This window comes from Paenibacillus sp. ClWae2A (genome assembly GCF_032452295.1).
GTDB lineage: Bacteria > Bacillota > Bacilli > Paenibacillales > Paenibacillaceae > Paenibacillus.
Genome location: NZ_JAULSQ010000002.1, coordinates 1,018,542 through 1,035,284 on the forward strand (window position 1 = coordinate 1,018,542; position 16,743 = coordinate 1,035,284).

At 48.6% G+C, this 16,743-nt stretch carries 20 protein-coding genes; 2 read left to right on the forward strand and 18 right to left on the reverse strand.

Going from position 1 to position 16,743, the window contains the following annotated elements:
- Window positions 1-19 precede the first annotated feature (19 nt).
- Both QVE09_RS10710 and QVE09_RS10715 read right to left on the reverse strand, forming a co-directional pair.
- Window positions 20-529 carry an 8-oxo-dGTP diphosphatase gene (locus QVE09_RS10710; protein WP_315936788.1) on the reverse strand — a complete coding sequence of 170 codons (510 nt, stop codon included), beginning with the start codon at window positions 527-529 and terminating at the stop codon, window positions 20-22.
- 229 nt (window positions 530-758) lie between these two features.
- Window positions 759-1,547 (reverse strand): DUF3891 family protein, encoded by a 789-nt coding sequence (locus QVE09_RS10715; protein WP_315936789.1) that lies wholly within the window; start codon window positions 1,545-1,547, stop codon window positions 759-761.
- Window positions 1,548-1,741: 194 nt separating this feature from the next.
- Here QVE09_RS10715 and coaA point away from each other — a divergent pair, with 194 nt between their 5' ends.
- Both coaA and QVE09_RS10725 read left to right on the forward strand, forming a co-directional pair.
- Window positions 1,742-2,671 (forward strand): type I pantothenate kinase, encoded by a 930-nt coding sequence (gene coaA / locus QVE09_RS10720; RefSeq protein WP_315936790.1) that lies wholly within the window; start codon window positions 1,742-1,744, stop codon window positions 2,669-2,671.
- Window positions 2,672-2,735: 64 nt separating this feature from the next.
- Window positions 2,736-3,098: a DUF423 domain-containing protein gene (locus QVE09_RS10725; RefSeq protein ID WP_315936791.1), complete on the forward strand. Its 363-nt coding sequence runs from the start codon at window positions 2,736-2,738 to the stop codon at window positions 3,096-3,098.
- A 69-nt stretch (window positions 3,099-3,167) separates the two neighbouring features.
- Here the strand turns inward: QVE09_RS10725 and QVE09_RS10730 are convergent, their stop codons facing one another.
- From QVE09_RS10730 to QVE09_RS10805, 16 genes are all read right to left on the reverse strand, one after another.
- Complete coding sequence (locus QVE09_RS10730) at window positions 3,168-3,719, reverse strand: histidine phosphatase family protein (protein WP_315936792.1); 552 nt, start codon at window positions 3,717-3,719, stop codon at window positions 3,168-3,170.
- A gap of 24 nt (window positions 3,720-3,743) precedes the next feature.
- Window positions 3,744-4,526, reverse strand: coding sequence for a glutamate racemase (gene murI, locus QVE09_RS10735; RefSeq protein WP_315936793.1), 783 nt, complete (start codon window positions 4,524-4,526; stop codon window positions 3,744-3,746).
- 295 nt (window positions 4,527-4,821) lie between these two features.
- Window positions 4,822-5,208: a hypothetical protein gene (locus QVE09_RS10740; RefSeq protein WP_315936794.1), complete on the reverse strand. Its 387-nt coding sequence runs from the start codon at window positions 5,206-5,208 to the stop codon at window positions 4,822-4,824.
- Between the two features lie 66 nt (window positions 5,209-5,274).
- Entirely contained in the window at window positions 5,275-5,745 is a 471-nt protein-coding gene (locus tag QVE09_RS10745) for a GNAT family N-acetyltransferase (RefSeq protein ID WP_315936795.1), read from the reverse strand.
- Window positions 5,745-6,413 (reverse strand): GNAT family N-acetyltransferase, encoded by a 669-nt coding sequence (locus tag QVE09_RS10750; RefSeq protein ID WP_315936796.1) that lies wholly within the window; start codon window positions 6,411-6,413, stop codon window positions 5,745-5,747. Before QVE09_RS10750 ends, QVE09_RS10745 begins: the two co-directional genes overlap by 1 nt.
- Before the next feature lie 50 nt (window positions 6,414-6,463).
- Window positions 6,464-6,835: a hypothetical protein gene (locus tag QVE09_RS10755; protein ID WP_397387023.1), complete on the reverse strand. Its 372-nt coding sequence runs from the start codon at window positions 6,833-6,835 to the stop codon at window positions 6,464-6,466.
- 89 nt (window positions 6,836-6,924) lie between these two features.
- Entirely contained in the window at window positions 6,925-7,809 is an 885-nt protein-coding gene (locus QVE09_RS10760; protein WP_315936797.1) for a serine/threonine-protein kinase, read from the reverse strand.
- The gene (locus QVE09_RS10765) at window positions 7,806-8,384 is read right to left on the reverse strand and encodes a GNAT family N-acetyltransferase (RefSeq protein WP_315936798.1); all 579 of its coding nucleotides are present in this window, start codon (window positions 8,382-8,384) and stop codon (window positions 7,806-7,808) included. The genes QVE09_RS10760 and QVE09_RS10765 overlap by 4 nt, the downstream gene beginning before the upstream one ends.
- Window positions 8,381-8,962, reverse strand: a complete 582-nt coding sequence (locus QVE09_RS10770) for a DJ-1/PfpI family protein (RefSeq protein WP_315936799.1) — start codon at window positions 8,960-8,962, stop codon at window positions 8,381-8,383. The genes QVE09_RS10765 and QVE09_RS10770 overlap by 4 nt, the downstream gene beginning before the upstream one ends.
- 214 nt (window positions 8,963-9,176) lie before the next feature.
- Window positions 9,177-10,097 carry an SDR family oxidoreductase gene (locus tag QVE09_RS10775; RefSeq protein WP_315936800.1) on the reverse strand — a complete coding sequence of 307 codons (921 nt, stop codon included), beginning with the start codon at window positions 10,095-10,097 and terminating at the stop codon, window positions 9,177-9,179.
- A gap of 68 nt (window positions 10,098-10,165) precedes the next feature.
- Window positions 10,166-11,494 carry a F390 synthetase-related protein gene (locus QVE09_RS10780; protein ID WP_315936801.1) on the reverse strand — a complete coding sequence of 443 codons (1,329 nt, stop codon included), beginning with the start codon at window positions 11,492-11,494 and terminating at the stop codon, window positions 10,166-10,168.
- Entirely contained in the window at window positions 11,491-12,351 is an 861-nt protein-coding gene (locus tag QVE09_RS10785; RefSeq protein ID WP_315936802.1) for an MBL fold metallo-hydrolase, read from the reverse strand. The genes QVE09_RS10780 and QVE09_RS10785 overlap by 4 nt, the downstream gene beginning before the upstream one ends.
- The gene (locus QVE09_RS10790; protein ID WP_315936803.1) at window positions 12,345-13,340 is read right to left on the reverse strand and encodes an NAD-dependent epimerase/dehydratase family protein; all 996 of its coding nucleotides are present in this window, start codon (window positions 13,338-13,340) and stop codon (window positions 12,345-12,347) included. Before QVE09_RS10790 ends, QVE09_RS10785 begins: the two co-directional genes overlap by 7 nt.
- Window positions 13,337-14,629 carry an ATP-grasp domain-containing protein gene (locus QVE09_RS10795; protein ID WP_315936804.1) on the reverse strand — a complete coding sequence of 431 codons (1,293 nt, stop codon included), beginning with the start codon at window positions 14,627-14,629 and terminating at the stop codon, window positions 13,337-13,339. The genes QVE09_RS10790 and QVE09_RS10795 overlap by 4 nt, the downstream gene beginning before the upstream one ends.
- The gene (locus QVE09_RS10800) at window positions 14,619-15,620 is read right to left on the reverse strand and encodes a beta-ketoacyl-ACP synthase III (RefSeq protein ID WP_315936805.1); all 1,002 of its coding nucleotides are present in this window, start codon (window positions 15,618-15,620) and stop codon (window positions 14,619-14,621) included. Before QVE09_RS10800 ends, QVE09_RS10795 begins: the two co-directional genes overlap by 11 nt.
- A gap of 156 nt (window positions 15,621-15,776) precedes the next feature.
- A complete protein-coding gene (locus QVE09_RS10805; RefSeq protein ID WP_315936806.1) occupies window positions 15,777-16,667 on the reverse strand; it encodes a TIGR01777 family oxidoreductase in 891 nt (296 codons plus the stop codon).
- Between the last annotated feature and the right edge of the window lie 76 nt (window positions 16,668-16,743).

Below are 16,743 nucleotides of genomic sequence, written 5' to 3' on the forward strand. Positions count from 1 at the left end.
TCTCCCTTTAACGTTTATCTTATCGGACCCCACGCTGTTCAAGAACGGAATCGCTATACACCATAAATGTCTCTTGCAGCGTACGCCCGGATGACTTCTCCCAGATCACACTCCGCTCAAAAGTACCATTTTGGAAAAAACGCGGGAGACGTTCAGCGAACCAGTCCTGCATAGGCAGCTCAAACACCCGCTTCATAGGCACCCATAACAGTTCGCCTTCGGGCGGATCTTGCAATAATTGACCCTCGAATGAAGTCGCCAGATAGTTAAATACCATGTAGCGTAACCCTTGTTCGGGATCACAGAACTCATCGAGTCCCTTATACGTAATCTCATTGACAGCTAAACCCGTCTCCTCCAGAACCTCCCGCACGGCACCATCCACGATGCTCTCCGGAAAGTCTACCTTCCCCCCAGGAGCGATGTATCCCGGAAATCCTTTGCGATCCGGCCGATTCATTAGCAACACCTGATCATTCTTTTTGTCCCATACCATACACATCGTTAAGATCTCTATTCTGGTGTTCATATTCGTCCTCCTGCTAACTTGCGCTTCTCTGCTGTACACTAACATTTCTGGGAATAACCTATGTTTTCCTTCTTTATTCCCACTCTGATTTTTGGTATTTTCCACGGTCTCGCAGTATAGTCCATGATGATATATATGCATACAAAAGGCGGACACCCTGTACATCAGAAGCCCGCCTGTTTTGTGATCTTCTATGCTGCTCATTCCTCAAGCTCGGAGTTTCCAGTTCTCAGTTCAATTCCGTAATCAACACACGGCGTTCCTTCCATTCAGCCCGGCGATAAGCCTGTTGCATACCGAATTTGCGGATACTTGCCTTTGGCACCGATTTGTAAGGCAAAACGACCGTAAAGTCCTCATCAAACGGGAAAAAAGACAGGCCTACTTTTTCATTGGATAACCACTCCGCCTGAATCGGTTGTCTGGAACAGGCATCAAACGTACAACTGAGCCCTTCTGCAAAAAAATCATAACGCGCAGCAGGTGTTCCAGGTTCCTCCATACAGAGAAACAAACTGAGTTGATCACAGAAAAGCATGATCTCCACATCACTTTGCAGCCTTTGTTTCAGTGCTTCAGCATCACCAGCAAGCTGTTTCTCCCAATCCAGCTGACGTTCGTGTTCTTGCTGCAGATAATCTCGGATGTCATCATCATCCTGAGCATTGGCCCCCAGATTTTTCTGAAACAGATCCGTATACATCAAGCTACACAATAATCCGGCGTAGAGGTTTTTCTGACGAACTTCTTCAATTCCTTTATGGTAGAATACAAAACGCGGACGCAATGGAAAGTCACGAAACGAATACGGCGATTGACTGTAATCATTCCAGAACGGAGACGAATCCAGTTCAATCCAGCCACGGTCATGTTCTCTGGCAGCTAGAATTAATTCATCCCGATGCGCAGCATCGGCTAATAATTCATTTTTCCAGTGGGAAGCCATCTCTCCGGCTACTAATCCATGCTCGTGCTGTGCGGTCAAAACAAAATCATGCTCTCTCTCATATACGATCATTTGCTGTCACCCTTCCGCATGGTATACGTTGACTTTAACATAAATTGGGTTAAACTTTCCTATAAGTTGTTTTTCGCTCCATTTTGACGAAAAGCATTATGAAATGCACAATGTAAAGGTGTTGTCAGTTTCCTGAAATTTGATACACTAAAGGTTGTGTCCACAATTATATTACATACAGAAAGCGGGATCTCATGAATTTATACTCTCCTTACATCGAGTTTAACCGCAAGGAATGGGCTGAACTTAAAGAACATCAGACCACTCTTCCACTGACGGAAGCCGAATTAGAACAGTTAAAGGGATTGAATGAAGAAGTATCGATTCAAGAAGTCGAAGATATATATTTACCTCTTACCCACTTTATTGACCTATATGCAAGAGTTTCACAAGAGCTGAATCAACTGACGGCCTCCTTTATGAAAAAAGAAGCTCTCCCCACCCCCTACATCATTGGAATCGGGGGAAGTGTTGCCGTGGGCAAAAGTACAGCGGCCCGCTTGCTTCAGGCACTGCTCGCCAGAGGTAAGAATAGGCCGAAGGTTGACCTTGTCACAACCGACGGTTTCTTATATCCCAATGCCGTTCTGCAAGAGAAGGGCATCATGAACCGCAAGGGATTCCCGGAAAGCTATGATATCAAATCCCTGATTCAGTTCATGGGTGATGTGAAATCAGGCAAACCCGAAGTGAAAGCACCCGTCTACTCTCACCTCGCCTACGATGTCATTCAAGGCGAAGAGAAGCAGATCTGTCAACCGGATATTCTCATTATTGAAGGCATCAATGTACTTCAGATCAAAAAGGAAACGCCTTTGCTGGTTAGTGATTTCTTCGATTTCTCTATCTACATCGATGCGGAAGAAGAGCATATACGACACTGGTACGTTGAGCGTTTCAAGCTGCTCCGCAATACAGCGTTCCAGAACACGGATTCCTTTTTCCATCAACGATTCGCCAATATCGATGAAGAAGAAACCGTTCGTACGGCCAACCAGATCTGGCAAGATATCAATGCCAAAAACCTGCATGAAAACATTTTGCCAACCAAAGGGCGTGCCAGACTGATTCTGAAAAAGGAAGCCGATCACTCCATTGGGCAGATTCAATTGCGCAAACTGTAGACAATACTCATGCAGTACACCTTGATGTTATATCTAATTACCCTTAAAAGGAGAGAAGAACACATTGCAAACCCTGATTATACTCGGCAGTATTATGATGTTCCTGGCTGTTGCTTTGGGTGCTTTTGGCGCACACGCGCTCAAGCGCAAACTATCCGCTGACATGATCAAAATCTATGAAACCGGTGTTCAATATCACCTCATCCACGGACTTGGCATCATCCTGATCGGACTGCTGGCAGACCGTCTTGAATCCTCTTCACTCGTCCTGCTTGCCGGATGGTTGATGTTCGCCGGGATCATCCTGTTCTCTGGCAGCCTGTACGCTTTGAGTGTAACGGGTGTTCGCAAATTGGGAGCCATTACCCCACTTGGCGGAGTCGCATTTTTGGCTGGATGGGTTATGATCATGATTGCTGCATTGTAAACATGCCCCATGGATAAACGAAAAGAGTGTTCTGGCTGATATAGTATCGCTGGAGCACTCTTTTGCTGTTTAATGTGTCCAGATTCTGCGAATAGTGGACAGCCCTGCATCTGGCCGTTGTCTCTCCAGCACATACACATCCGGGTTAGACAGTTTGGTCCACTCTTCATAACCAAAGGATGGTTCATACTCACGAATAAGCAGTGATAACAAGTTCCCATGTGTAACCACGGCCCCGTTTTGTTCCGGTCTGCTCCACAACTCTTCCAGTAGTGCCAACCCCCTTGCAGCCGCGTTTCTCGAAGATTCCCCACCTTCTTCCACCCAATCCACATCATCGTATGTACGTTTCAGTACATCCATCCAGTTAGGCAGATCAAGAGAGCTAAGCACCCTCTCTTGGAGACGTTCATCCGTATGTACATGTTGCAGCGTTGCTATGCCCAGGGGCATAGCCGTCTGAACGGCCCTTTTCCATGGACTGGAGACAATATACGTTATGGAGTGATGAGCCAGGATATCTGCAAGTTTTTCAGCCTGCCTGATCCCTTCATCTGTAAGCTCTGCATGGGGCTCCTGCCCTGTCGCCTTGGCGTGACGGATAAGATAAATGGACTGCATAGCTATCACCTCCTATGGTGTAACCTACTTGGAGTTCTTCTCAAGATATTGAAGTGCAATGTACATCTTCTCCTGCTCTTCCGGTCGGCCTGATGAACTGAGGAAAGTGACCTGTTCCCCTGTTCTGTCTCCATGCTGAGCCACCAGTCCAAGCCGCTGCTTCAGATGGTTCACCGTGCCTGTACTGCCATCAATAATCTGTATATGATCGGGCAGAACCGTGCGCAGAATGGACGTATAGAATGGATAATGCGTGCAACCAAGTACCACTGTGCCATACCCATGAAGATCAAGATCTGCCAGCTTGAACCGGAAATAATCAGCGATTTTGCCCGGATCAAAATCCAGCTGTTCACACCACTGCACAAGTTCCGGCAGCGCAATGGAATCCACACTGTGGTGATCATCAACACGCGATACCAGTTCGTTATACTTGGTTTGACTCAAGGTGAGGGCCGTGGCAAATACAAGTACTCTCTTCCCACTATCACGATTCATCTCCACGGCTGGTTTCACCGCAGGCTCCATGCCAATGATCGGGATATCGTATTTGGCACGCAGATCCTTCACAGCCAGACTTGTTGCTGTATTACAAGCAATCACAATTCCTTGGACATCCTCCTGAACGATGGCTTCCGCACAATCAAAAATATGTCCTCTAACCTCATCCGCAGACTTGGCTCCATACGGGACATGCAAAGTATCCGCATAATACAGAAATTTTTCTTCAGGAAACTGTTGTAATGCCTTATGCAAAACGGTTAAACCACCGATGCCTGAATCAAAAAAAGCAATTTTTTTATTCAAGGATTTCACCTCTATAATGTATTCTTTCGGGTTCCAAGAACCTCTCAATGCTGCTCATGCTGACTGGAGGTGAGGTTTGTACTTCCGGCTCATCACACACTACAGTGCTTGACGGCTTGCGGGAACCATTCCGGTTACGGATCGTTCTTCTGATCGCTGTTGTCTCCAAATTTTCTTAAATAACCTTATAGATGTATAAATTCGGAGACAAAGGCGAACGCTATCGCTTCTTCAGAATCGATTCCGCCCCCTCCATTACTTCCGCTAAGTCAGGTACTATAGAGAAGATAAGCCATTATTCTACGCTCATTTTATACTGTCTGAGCCAGTCCTTGCCACTATGCCACGCCTCTACCGGGTTATGCTCTCCAAGCAGTTCAGTACTTGCCTGAGCCATGATCCATTCCTTAAGACCATTATCCGGACTGGATTCGAGTTGCTGTAGCAGGTGAAGCAGTCCGGCCTCACCCGTATTCAGGATGTCCTCGTAAGCCTCACGGTTACCATCAATATAATCATTGGGATTACTGCTGGTCAGAAGGACAGGATCGCTAACCATCTGCTGCAACTTGCTTTCAATGGTTGGTGATAGTGCTTGGTTTTCTGTCCGAGTCGAACATGCTGCTACCGTCAATGCTGTGTATACGGATAACAAACCCAGAATCAGTCTTCTGCGATTCACTGTACCACTCCTTTCAACAACGAGTTAACGCAACAGATACGCTTTCATGCTCAAGCCCCCGGCCAACTACAGAACAAGTTCCCATTGTTCTTCGGTAAGCTCCTGACCTGACAAAATTTGCTTTCGGACTTCCTTCACTTCAAAGCCCACAAATTGATATAATCTACGCGCGCCGATCAAAGACTCATTGGTCCACAGGATCACGGATGTGTAGTCCTTTTCTTTTGCAAAAAGAACTGCCTGTTCGATAAGCTTCCCGCCCCATCCTGCACCACGTGCTTCCGGTTCGATCAGAAACCAGCGCAGTTGAGCCGTATTTTCATTCACCTGAGTAAGTCCTATGGAACCGGAAGCTGTCTGATCTAACTCAACAATCCATAACATCTCCCTCGCGTAATTGCCTGAAAGTCCAAATGAATTCACCGCATGGGTGATAAATTCAGCAAAGCTATGATCATAATTATACTCGTTTCGATAGATTCGGATATGCGCTTCAATGACATACTGCAGATCCTTTTGTACGAAAGTGCGGATCATCAGACATCACAGCCCTTCCTCAAATCAACAGTTGTGATGCTGAAATCCACACCGAACTGAATTAATCCCAGTTTACGGGCAACTTGCTGTGAAGCGAGATTATCCCAAGATGTACTGTAGATTGGCATGCGTCCAAGCTCCTTAACATAATACTGCCAGCATTTTACCGTCTCTGCTGCATATCCATGTCCTCTATAACCGGGTGCTGTATACAGACTTGCTTCCGCCCCATGATCGGAGAGCCTTGCGGAGCAGCATACTGCTACAGCAGAATCACCAATAACATAAGCGGAAACAGGCCATTTTGCATGCAAGTGATCTGTTAATTCAGGGAAATGCTCTTCCAGCAAATAACACTGCCCCTCACCAATCAATTGAACCTTCAGATTCCATTCGTTAGATGACTCAGGAAAAGCATAAGCTGGTCCCATCCACACATGGTTAACTGGTTCAAAGGTTCCCACCTTGCGAATCAGTTTCGGAATATCCAATGGAAGCTCGCAATCCTTACCCAACTCATCCATTAGATCCGGCGGTAACTGCTCATGGTAATAAATCAGTGAACCGGCAGAAGTCAACCCGATAAAAATGGCTGGAGCCTGCCCACCACCCGGCTCGTTAATGCTTATGAGACGCTGCTGCTCGTTGATCGTATATAAAGTACTCACCTGTATTTTCAACATTTCCATAGACGACAGGTTGGATTTTGGAACCATAACTAAGAAGTTAACCTTTGCAATAATCGTTCGCCTACACTGCCTTTACCAGCTTCCTGCTGCTCCAGAAATTCGGATAATTGACGTAATTCTGCAGGACGATATCCAGCCCCGCACCCGCAATTATGATAGGTATAACCATGACGGTACAGCATCATCACTTTGGTCCATTGTTTGGTATCATTTTGCTTGGGCGCCTGGAAATCGTGTCCCATGCTAACCATAGATGTGGCACATTGCGGGCATTTATATTCAAGTTGTGCCACCACCTCAGGGCTCAGGTCATGTCTGGAAACTTGTTTAAATGATTTGCGACAAATGAAACATGCATAGATGTCTTTATATGGTCCTGACAAGGCATATCTGCACATCATCTGCACCCCCTTAATAATTTCCATTATACGGGATTTCACACGCACATACGAATGGATTTTGCATATTTGCGAAAATTCCGCCCAATCACTCATTGACCTTGCAAAGCAGCTTTTTTCCATGCCTCACCGAGTTCCGCAATCGTTGCGTACCTCTCGGACCGCTCGTCGCTCACTGCACACATCACAACCTGATACAACGCTTCTCCAGCATCCCATCTGGCATAAGAACGATCTTTCTCCCCGCCCAGCAACCCAAACGCCATTGCCCCCATGTTGAATACATTGGTAACCACATCTATGGGTGCGCCTAGCTCAAACTCTTCGGGAGACATAAAGCGGGAAGAGCCCCACATGCGACCCATGGTATTGGTAAAAGAGCCCTTCCGATACAAGTCGATATCACAGATCTTCATAAAGTTTCTGTCAAAATCATAGATCAGACTGCCATCATACAAATCAACAGCCACATAACCTCTTCGTTCCACCTCGATATGAAAATTCAGAATCTGCTCCATCGCCTGAATACGTGTCTTCACCGGAAGTTGTCTGAACCGATAATAGGGCGAACGCGGATCTTCATACTTAGCCGGAGGCGGAAATTTCCAGTGATTATGAAGATTCTCCCCCTCCACCCAATCGAATACACAGGCATACCCCTCATCCGTTGCAAAATGATCCGTTAGTCGAATCAACGTGTCATGCGCCAAATCTTCGTAAACGGAAACAGATGATTTCAGATTACGAATGGCTTCCGGGGGACTTCCCGTATGATTCGCATGAATCGTATGTGCTCCCGCATACTTTACAAACAATCTCTTTCCATCCTTCTGTACGATACCAAAAGAGAGATTCCCTGAATCCTGCTGATCGAATACGCGAAAGACCGTACCCAAGGGCTGTAACCAATCAAAAGAATGAGAATCTTTTAAGACAAAGGAAACACCATTGATCTTATGTTCAACATGATCTGTCATTGGACTCCTCCTGTGGTGATATCTTCATTCCATGTTGAATGCTCCATATAAAAGTAATTCATATGCGCCTCATCATATCCCTGACCGTAGACTTCCAATGCGTTACGCTCGATGCCATAAACTTCAAACCCATATCGCTCGTATAAACGTCGGGCTGATTCATTGGTTGTCACTACACTCAGATTAATCTGCTTGATGCCCTCCAGATGTCTTCCCCGATCCAGCACCTCGCGGAGCAAACGCGAAGCCAGCCCACTTCCCCGATATGGCGGAGCAACATAGACACCCCAGATCATGCCTTTGTGCCTGAGTTTCAGGCCGAGTTCCCTTTTGAAACCCATCATTCCCGCCAGTGTTCCTTCTGTTGTATATGCGCCTAGAATATAATCATCGGGCTCATTATGTATGCGTTCCTGCACTTCATTCATGGGGATCTGAATGGACAATTCAAACGAAGCCCCGAAGGCTTCAGGATGTGTTTTCAGTGCTTCCAGTCGCAAAGGCCAGTAGATGTCTGCTTCATCCCGCTGAATATTGCTAATAATATAGGTCTCTTGCTTTCGGCCTTCATTCATTCTTCGACCACTCCCTGCATCTCATAAGGATAATCGATCTGAAGTTTTACATTCGCTGCCGCTTCCTGCCCTGCAAGCAATCTAACAACATAAATCCCCAGGTCAATGGACGTGGCTACTCCACCAGCCGTAATTACATTTCCATCTTTTACAATCCGCTTCTGAATCACCTCATCGACATACGGCTCAAGCAAATTATATGCACGGGGATGTGTTGTTGCTTTTTTGCCGGATAAAAAACCAGCCGCACCTAGCAGCAGAGAGCCTGTGCACACCGAAACCTTCAAAGGCACAGACGCTGCCTGTTTCAGCCAACCTACGAAGGCCTCGTCATATCGAAGCTTGCGCGTTCCCATGCCCCCGGGAAAAAACACGAGATCATATTCAGACAGGTCAGGCTTCACTCGATCCACTTTCAACGTTAGACCGGACTCATCCGTGACCTGATCTGTCATGGCACAGGTTTCCCACGTCGTTCCTTTGGTTTGTTCAAAGAAATTCAACCGATTGATCACATCATAAAACCCTGCAAAATCAAGAAAAGTCAGTCCATCAAACAAAACGAATGCAATTTTCATTGGTAACCTCCGCGTTTTAATTTGGAGCATCCTGATTATGTTTCTGATTCCGATCCCGTTCCATTGCTTCCTTCACCCGGTCACGCGCTGGCAGCTTGCTATTGATATGAAAGAGCAGACCCACAATCGCAAGAAGTAAAATAATGACGATGAATTCGAATATGGCTAACCCCTCCCGTCTGCAAACTGTACAATTTCGGCTCCTGCCTAATCTCTATTTTAATCCACGGGCAATGATCCACTCCAGCCACTTCCAGGGTAGCACAGCTTTGCCTATGATGAGCACACGCGAACCTTTTCCCAAAGCATATCGAAGCCTTGGTGCACGCATCCGTGCAATTCGGCCAATCAGATCGGCTACCTCCTGTGGATCAGGCGCTGTCTCGCTCGCATGTTTGGAATAACGGAGAACCGCGTCCAGCTTATGCTTATACGGAGAGTCCTCGCTCCGGTGAATCTCACCCAAACCTTTATTCCAGATCGGTGTGCGATAAGAGCCAGGCTCAACCAATACCACCCGAACACCAAACGAAGACATCTCATGACGCAAACTTTCCGTAAATCCTTCCACAGCGAATTTGGAGGCAGCATAGGGCGCATACCCCGGAAAACCGGACAACCCACTGACGCTGGACAAATTTATAATTAACCCCTGCTTCTGTTCACGCATCACAGGCAGGACCGCACGTGTCACAGCGATTAATCCAAATAGATTCGTTTCCATCTGACGCCGCCAATCCTCCATTGACACTTCCTCAATGAACCCGCCCACCGCAAATCCTGCATTGTTCACCAGCATGTCGATTCGGCCATTGTTGTGAAGTGCGCTTCCCACAGCTTTCTGCACCGATTCAGAATCGGTCACGTCCAGTTGCACATATTGCAAACGTTCGGTTATCCCCGCCTGTTCAGCCAGTTTAACCAACTCTTCTCTTCGATTCAGGTCACGCATTGTAGCAACAACGCGATATCCCTGCTTGGCAAGGGTGATTGCGGTAAGCATACCAAAACCACTGGATGTACCCGTAATTAAGGCCACCGGAGCATTCGCTCTCTCCTTTGTCTTCTTCACTGCATCAAGACCCGTGTTAATGCGCCCCTGGCCGTCCTTTGTTAAGTGTTCCTCTGCTGTCACGGTGTGTCCTTCTTTCCTCGGTAAATTACTTACTTCCGTTCCTACCTATACCGCACGGCCCCTGCTGCTTAATCCGCCACTCCGTTATCTTTTCTCTCCACCCTGCGCAGCTTCGTAAGTCCCGGTTCAAACGTATACGGAACAAATCTAATCTCAGGTAAGTTGCATTCAAGCCGCTCTCCCAGCTTCATGAGTTGACTCCGTACATCTGTCTCGACCTGCTCCATCACTGCGCTCCCGCCAAGCCGAAGAGACACTTCCGTTGTTCCGTCTCCTTGTTGCACCACACGATAATGTTCAATATCTGGTGAAGCCGCAATGACCGAACGAGTGACGAAATCCGGAAAGACCGGTACTGCCTCACCCGTATGTATGTTTGAAAAATAAAGCGTGTCATCACAGCGGCCTTCGATCCGCTCAATGGCGGTAAACGGGGAACCACAGGCACATGGCATCGCCGCCTCGGTCAGAATATCATTCAGCCGATACCGGATAATCGGCTGTGATGTTCTGGAGAAGTCTGTGATAATGGGCACGAACCGCCGGGTGGCGGGATCAATGAACTCTTTTTCAATATGCACGATGTCTTCATTCAAATGAAGTGTGCCATAACGACAGGTCGCACCCAGGAACCCTTCTGTACACTGATAGACTTGATGAACGGTTTGTCCAAAGACCTGCTCCAACACCTTGCGATCCAGGGGGTCCAGCACCTCGGCAACCGAGATGATTTTATCCGGTACAGCCGTCAGGTGGCCTGCCAGATAGGCGTCCGCCAACAAACGCAGCATGGATGGGGGAGCCACCCATATGGTAGGTTGGTACTCTTCCAACCGTCTCACCAAGGTCTCCACACGTTCCAGCAGATCAAAGTACTGAAACTGCAATTTGCCACGCTGCACCGATTCATACAGATTACTGTTGGCCCGCAGGAAAAATGCAATCTTGGCAGGTTTCCACAGTCCACCAGGCAGCAACTTGGCCAGCACCGTACCCGTCCACGCATCCTGCTCCCGATCACTTACCAGAAATATTCCCCGGTTCCCTGACGTGCCCGAAGACAGTCCAACCGTCACCCCTTGTATGGAGGGTTTGAAATTACGTGTTTCTTCACTTTCACCTGCAAGAGCCATCGCTTCAGCCTTGGTAATGCCCACCGTGTTCAGTGTATCGAAATGTTCCATCATGATTGACTTGTCAATCAACGGAAAGCTTCTCCAGTTGGATGCGTCCACGCCACCCCACCACTTCCGGTAAAACGGAGATCGGGCACGGATCTGATGGACATGCCGAATAATCCGGCGCTCTTGCCAGCGCTCCAGTTGTTCTCGTGTTTTCCATGTTCGCAGCCCACGTGCAAGTGCATAATGAACCACTATACGAAAGGCATTACTCATCGTTTCCGCCCTCCTGCACCCCAAGCGTCCAGTACCTCTCGGCAATGACTCGGCACAATCCGAATGTGGGGAAACTGCTGATGCAGCTGAACCAGTCGGTCAAAGTTACGGTGGTATTCCTGTCGATTAGACATAATAATACCCGCGAGCGCATGAGGTCTGCGCTGTTCACGAAAAGCCCGACTTGACCACACCGCGTCCGCGCAGAGAAAATAGTCATCTTCTTCTGTACGCAGCAGGAGTCCCATCATACCTTCCGCATGACCGGATACATCCACCCCCAGCAGACTGCCATCACCAAAGATATCGTAGACCTCATCAAAAGGGAACTCTTTCCCCGCTCTCGTCCATCGCTCAGGCTGACACATAAAAGGCAATGATCTGGCCTTAAAATTCTCGGGCAACAACCCGGCAAGAAAACCTGCCTTTACAGCCGCAATTGGACCAAGTAAGCGCACAGCATCATAGGCCCTTGGCAAATAGATAAATTGTGCCTCCGGGAAATCTCGTACACCCGCGATATGATCGCCGTGAAAATGCGAGAGGATGATATACCGAATATCCGAATTTTTCAGTCCAAGCCCAGCCAAAAAATGAACGGCACTATCCTCTTCACGATAGACCACAGGTGTAATATGACGATACAGTGCGTTGGGCAGATGAGCCGTTTCCTCAAAAAAGCGGGAGCTATATCCCGTATCCAACAGGATCGGTCCATGTACGGGATGAATGATGCAGGCAAACCCTGCCGGGAAAGGCACCGGACTCAACCGACCACCACGCAGCGTCAGAAACTCTGGATGTGTACAGTAACCCGCCGCACCCAAATATAGTTCCACCGGAGTTGTCGTCAGCATGATTCAGCCCTCCACCAGTCTGCAAATTGTTGTAAACCCTGTTCAATGGACACCTGAGGGACGTACCCCAATTGCTCCCGTGCATCCGTAATATCCAACGTCTGGGGGATGGATAAGGAGCCGACTGTATACCGTGTCAACGCAGGTTCACCCAACGCAGGAATATAGCCATGAACTCGCTCCAGCAACGCTGCCGCTCCATATGCCATCCGATAAGGAATATTTCGACGATGCAGCGGCATATCCAGCATGCTAAACAGGCTGCCCACCAACTCATTAAACGCCCTTGGATCGCCATTGGAGATATTGTAGGCTCTGCCGAGTGCTGTGGCATCAACATCACGGCACAACAACAAAGCGTCTACCACATTATCCACACATGTCAGATCGATTAATGCCTGTCCACCACCGATCATCGGCACGCCTGATTTTGCGTTTGCTGCGACAATTCTGGGAAATAACGTCTGATCATACGGACCAAAGATCGCTCGCGGTCGAATCATGATCGACGGGAGCCCCTTCGCATGCCCCTCCATCACAACCTGCTCTGCGAGAAGTTTCGTGGCTGCATAATGATTGGCTGGTTTGGATGGCAACGGGTCATTCTCATGTACGTCATATCGCGGTAAGTAATTAAAATATATACTTGGAGTTGAGACATGTATGAATCGCTGTACCTCATTATGCAGGCAGCCATCTACAAGATTCTGCGTCCCTTCCACATTACTGCTATAAAAGTCACGATATCGGCCCCATGGCGAGGAGAGAGCGGCGCAGTGAAACACCACATCCTGCCCCGTACACGCTTTGTTCATTGCAGCCTCATCCCGTATATCTCCATTGAGGAATCGGACTCCTGCCAACTCAAGTTCAGCACCAATCTTTGGCTGTCGGCCCATGCCAGTGACTTCCCATCCCTCTTTGGCAAGTCGTATCGCGAGATGCCTGCCCAGACATCCCGTAGCTCCTGTAACCAATGCTCTGTTCATTGTTGTTCACCGTTCCATTCTATGTCATGAGTCAAAGCTTCAGTCAGCGAGCACTTCTGCGATCTTGCCAGACGCCATGCGGCCAGCACCACTCCGAATTGTTCCATTAAAGGTTGAAGATCCTGTCGTGCATAGACCACATCCCTGGTGCCACGCCACGCTGCTATCCATGCCCGGAACTTTCCTTTGCCGAAGATCTGCTGAACCCCGCTTCCCAGCATGGGAAGCATGAGCATGGCTTTGCTGCCCCGTGCGGGCGTGATCATTCTTCTTTCTTTGACCAACGTCTCCGGTTCAGTCAGTGCACGCACCAAGTCATCTCCGGGGTGAAACAGATGAATCCCACTCGTTGCCCTCGGATTACACTCAATTGCATATACTTGCCCATCCGGACCTTCTATAAAATCAAACCCAATCTGTCCACTAAAACCCGTTGCCTGGGCAAATTGTCTCACCCACGCAAGGGCATCTTCATGTTCCACCTGTTCAAAAAAGACACTGGCTCCCACGCTTCCTGTACGATAGCGGCTGTCGTAGGTGGCATGTGCAACCAGTTGCCCTTCATGCGCTATGCTGTATGTACATAACATCTGACCAGGAATGTAGGCCTGTGCAACCCAAGGTGAAATAGAGGATAATTCCCCTTCTTCCGCTGGGTCGTTACGGATAGGTCGACGCTTCTTTTCACTTATGTTTCCTTCCTGATCCGTCCCTGCCCTAGCCTCATCAGTCATTAGTGTTGGCATGCGAACTTTGGCAGCAAAGCGGGAATACACCGGTTTCCATACCCAATCCCCCATCGTTTCCAGAACAGACTGAGCTTCCATCCATTCCTGTCGACTGTTGATTAGACGCGTATCTGGTACGGAAAGACCGAGTGACCCTGCAAGCTGGATAAAATCATATTTGTGGTGCAGCTCATGCAGCTGCTCCAGAGTTGTAACCAGAACACGGCAATATGCACGTAGTCTGTCTGCCCCTTGAGCAACATAGAAGACTTCTTCACACATTGGAATCAACAGGTCGATCTGCCAATCCTGTGCCAACCGTTCCAGCTCTGCCAGATAAGCACCTGTGTCATGACGCGGCGATGGGACCACAGCGCACTGTTCCACTGCACGAGATAATCTGGTCAGATGCCGTACCGCACTCTCCGCAACATAGACCCGATGGCCTGCCCGATGAAGCATGCGTGCCAGATCGAGCGTTACGGGAGCCCTTCCGCCTGTAAGCAGCACACGAAGAGAAGCAGCTGTACGATGTCCGGTTTCCCCAGATCTAGTAGTCAAAAATGAGTCCTCCCAATGATAATCCGGCAGCCGTGCCAATCATCAACACCCGATCTCCCCGCTGAATACGCTGTTGTTTAATCGCTTCATGCAGACCCATCGGGATCGATGCCGCAATTGTATTGCCGTGATTTCGTGTGATGTCCATAAACCGATCTTCAGCAATCCCAAGTTTCTTGCGGATCAGTCTCATCGCCATGGCGCTCCCCTGATGGGGAATAACCAATTGGAAGTCCTCCATCTGATTTCCGGTCGCCTGCAACATATCACCAATGAATCCAGGCAAAAGTCTGGAAGCCATGCGGAAGATCGCCTGTCCATCCATATGAAATAGGTAGGGTTCAGGCTGATCTGCCTTATAATTCGAAGCATGCAGCCGTGTACCTCCACCTGCAATCTCCGAGAAGCGAGCACCTCGGCTGTAGGTTCGAAGGGAAGCATGTACAATCTGTGAGGATGACCCTTCAGGCGAACGCTCAATAATAACAGCGGCCGCTCCATCTCCGAACAGGGCCGCACTTTCTTTATCCGACCAATTTAGTCCCGCTGAGGCAATCTCTGTGGCTACAAGCAGTACTCGCTGGTAACGTCCGGCATCTACCATATAGGAGATCACATCGAGTCCGTTCAGGAAACTCAGGCAGGTTGCATCCATATCAAAAGCAGGTACGCCCGAATCTTGCTGCCCCATGGCCTGCTGGATAAATACCGCCGTACTTGGCAACGGTTGTTCCTTCGTGCCACTGGTACACACCAGACAGTCGATATCACTGAATTGTAATCCTGCGTCCGCCAGTGCAGCTTCCGCAGCCCGCGCGCCCATGAAAGAGGAGGTTTCTTCACCCGAAGCATAATGGCGTACACCTACACCTGTGGCTTTGCTAACCCAGCCCGCAGGCACGCCCAAGCGGCGATCCAGTTCTTCATCGGTGACTTCCTGTTCCGGCAGGTACTTCCCTGTTCCCGCGATCCTTACTCTTCTAAGTTGCATTTCCCCAACCTCTTTCTGTTCATCTGACTGATTTAAATGAAATTTACACCTCACCTTGAATGGCGAAACGCCATCAAAATAGAAGCTTTGAAATATATAATAGAAGGGCAGATGCCTCTGCCCTCCCTGTTGTGTTTTATTATTTATACTGTGCTGTCATTTCTTCTTATTCAGAATCTCGGCAAGAGCGGTATCCAGTGTACCGTATGTGAAAGTGAATCCTTCCCTCTCCATTCGTTCGGGAATCACCCAACGACTCTTGAGAACAAGTTCCGTCTCGGTCTGAATGAAACGTGCGCCCAGTTCAAGCATCCAGCGAGGAGAAGGCAGGCCGATCCGAACACCCATCTGCTCTCTCAGACGTGCCATGAGCTCACGATTCGTAACCGGATGTGGAGAGGACGCATTGAACACACCATTCAAGTGTGGATGCTCTTGCAGATAGATTACCATGCGGAAGAGATCCTCGATATGAATCCAGCTGAACTGCTGTGTTCCTGTGCCTTGCGATCCTCCCAGTCCAAAACGGACGAGGTTTGTCATGGGCACCATCACACCACCTTCGCCCAGCACAATCGCAATCCGCAGTGCAATCTGACGCGTAGACGGCAGACTGAATTCAAAGAAAGCCTGTTCCCATGCCTTGGCAACGTCAACCGAGAAGCCAGAGCCAATCTCGCCCTCTTTTTCCGTCATGGGACGATCTTCAGCATGTCTGTATATGGTTGCTGTACTCGAATTAATCCATAGTTCGGGAGGTTGATTACAAGCCAGGACGGCTTCGCCGAGAATGCGCGTTGTCCGGGTTCTGGATTCCAGAATGACTTTGCGATTCTCCTCCGTATAACGGCAGTTCACCGATTTACCTGCCAGGTTAATCAACATTTCTGCTTCTTCCAGTGCCTCTATGATTCCTGCACGATCCTCCCAAGCAATTTGACCGGGCTGACGCGAGATGATCAATACCTCATAACCCAGTTTCTTGAATCTTTGGGCAAAATCCTGTCCGACAAATCCCGTTCCACCAGCTAATACAACCTTCTTCACGGTATCCCCTCATTTCCCATACTGGGTAAAGATTTCGCAAGATATAGATTGGAATGTTTCTATGCATGCAAAATGC

Coding starts and splice junctions, on each gene's coding strand:
- QVE09_RS10710 (WP_315936788.1), bottom strand. CDS start 529: ATGAACACCAGAATAGAGATCTTAACGATGTGTATGGTATGGGACAAA.
- QVE09_RS10715 (WP_315936789.1), bottom strand. CDS start 1,547: ATGATCGTATATGAGAGAGAGCATGATTTTGTTTTGACCGCACAGCAC.
- coaA (WP_315936790.1), top strand. CDS start 1,742: ATGAATTTATACTCTCCTTACATCGAGTTTAACCGCAAGGAATGGGCT.
- QVE09_RS10730 (WP_315936792.1), bottom strand. CDS start 3,719: ATGCAGTCCATTTATCTTATCCGTCACGCCAAGGCGACAGGGCAGGAG.
- QVE09_RS10745 (WP_315936795.1), bottom strand. CDS start 5,745: ATGATCCGCACTTTCGTACAAAAGGATCTGCAGTATGTCATTGAAGCG.
- QVE09_RS10755 (WP_397387023.1), bottom strand. CDS start 6,835: ATGATGTGCAGATATGCCTTGTCAGGACCATATAAAGACATCTATGCA.
- QVE09_RS10760 (WP_315936797.1), bottom strand. CDS start 7,809: ATGACAGATCATGTTGAACATAAGATCAATGGTGTTTCCTTTGTCTTA.
- QVE09_RS10765 (WP_315936798.1), bottom strand. CDS start 8,384: ATGAATGAAGGCCGAAAGCAAGAGACCTATATTATTAGCAATATTCAG.
- QVE09_RS10770 (WP_315936799.1), bottom strand. CDS start 8,962: ATGAAAATTGCATTCGTTTTGTTTGATGGACTGACTTTTCTTGATTTT.
- QVE09_RS10780 (WP_315936801.1), bottom strand. CDS start 11,494: ATGAGTAATGCCTTTCGTATAGTGGTTCATTATGCACTTGCACGTGGG.
- QVE09_RS10785 (WP_315936802.1), bottom strand. CDS start 12,351: ATGCTGACGACAACTCCGGTGGAACTATATTTGGGTGCGGCGGGTTAC.
- QVE09_RS10790 (WP_315936803.1), bottom strand. CDS start 13,340: ATGAACAGAGCATTGGTTACAGGAGCTACGGGATGTCTGGGCAGGCAT.
- QVE09_RS10800 (WP_315936805.1), bottom strand. CDS start 15,620: ATGCAACTTAGAAGAGTAAGGATCGCGGGAACAGGGAAGTACCTGCCG.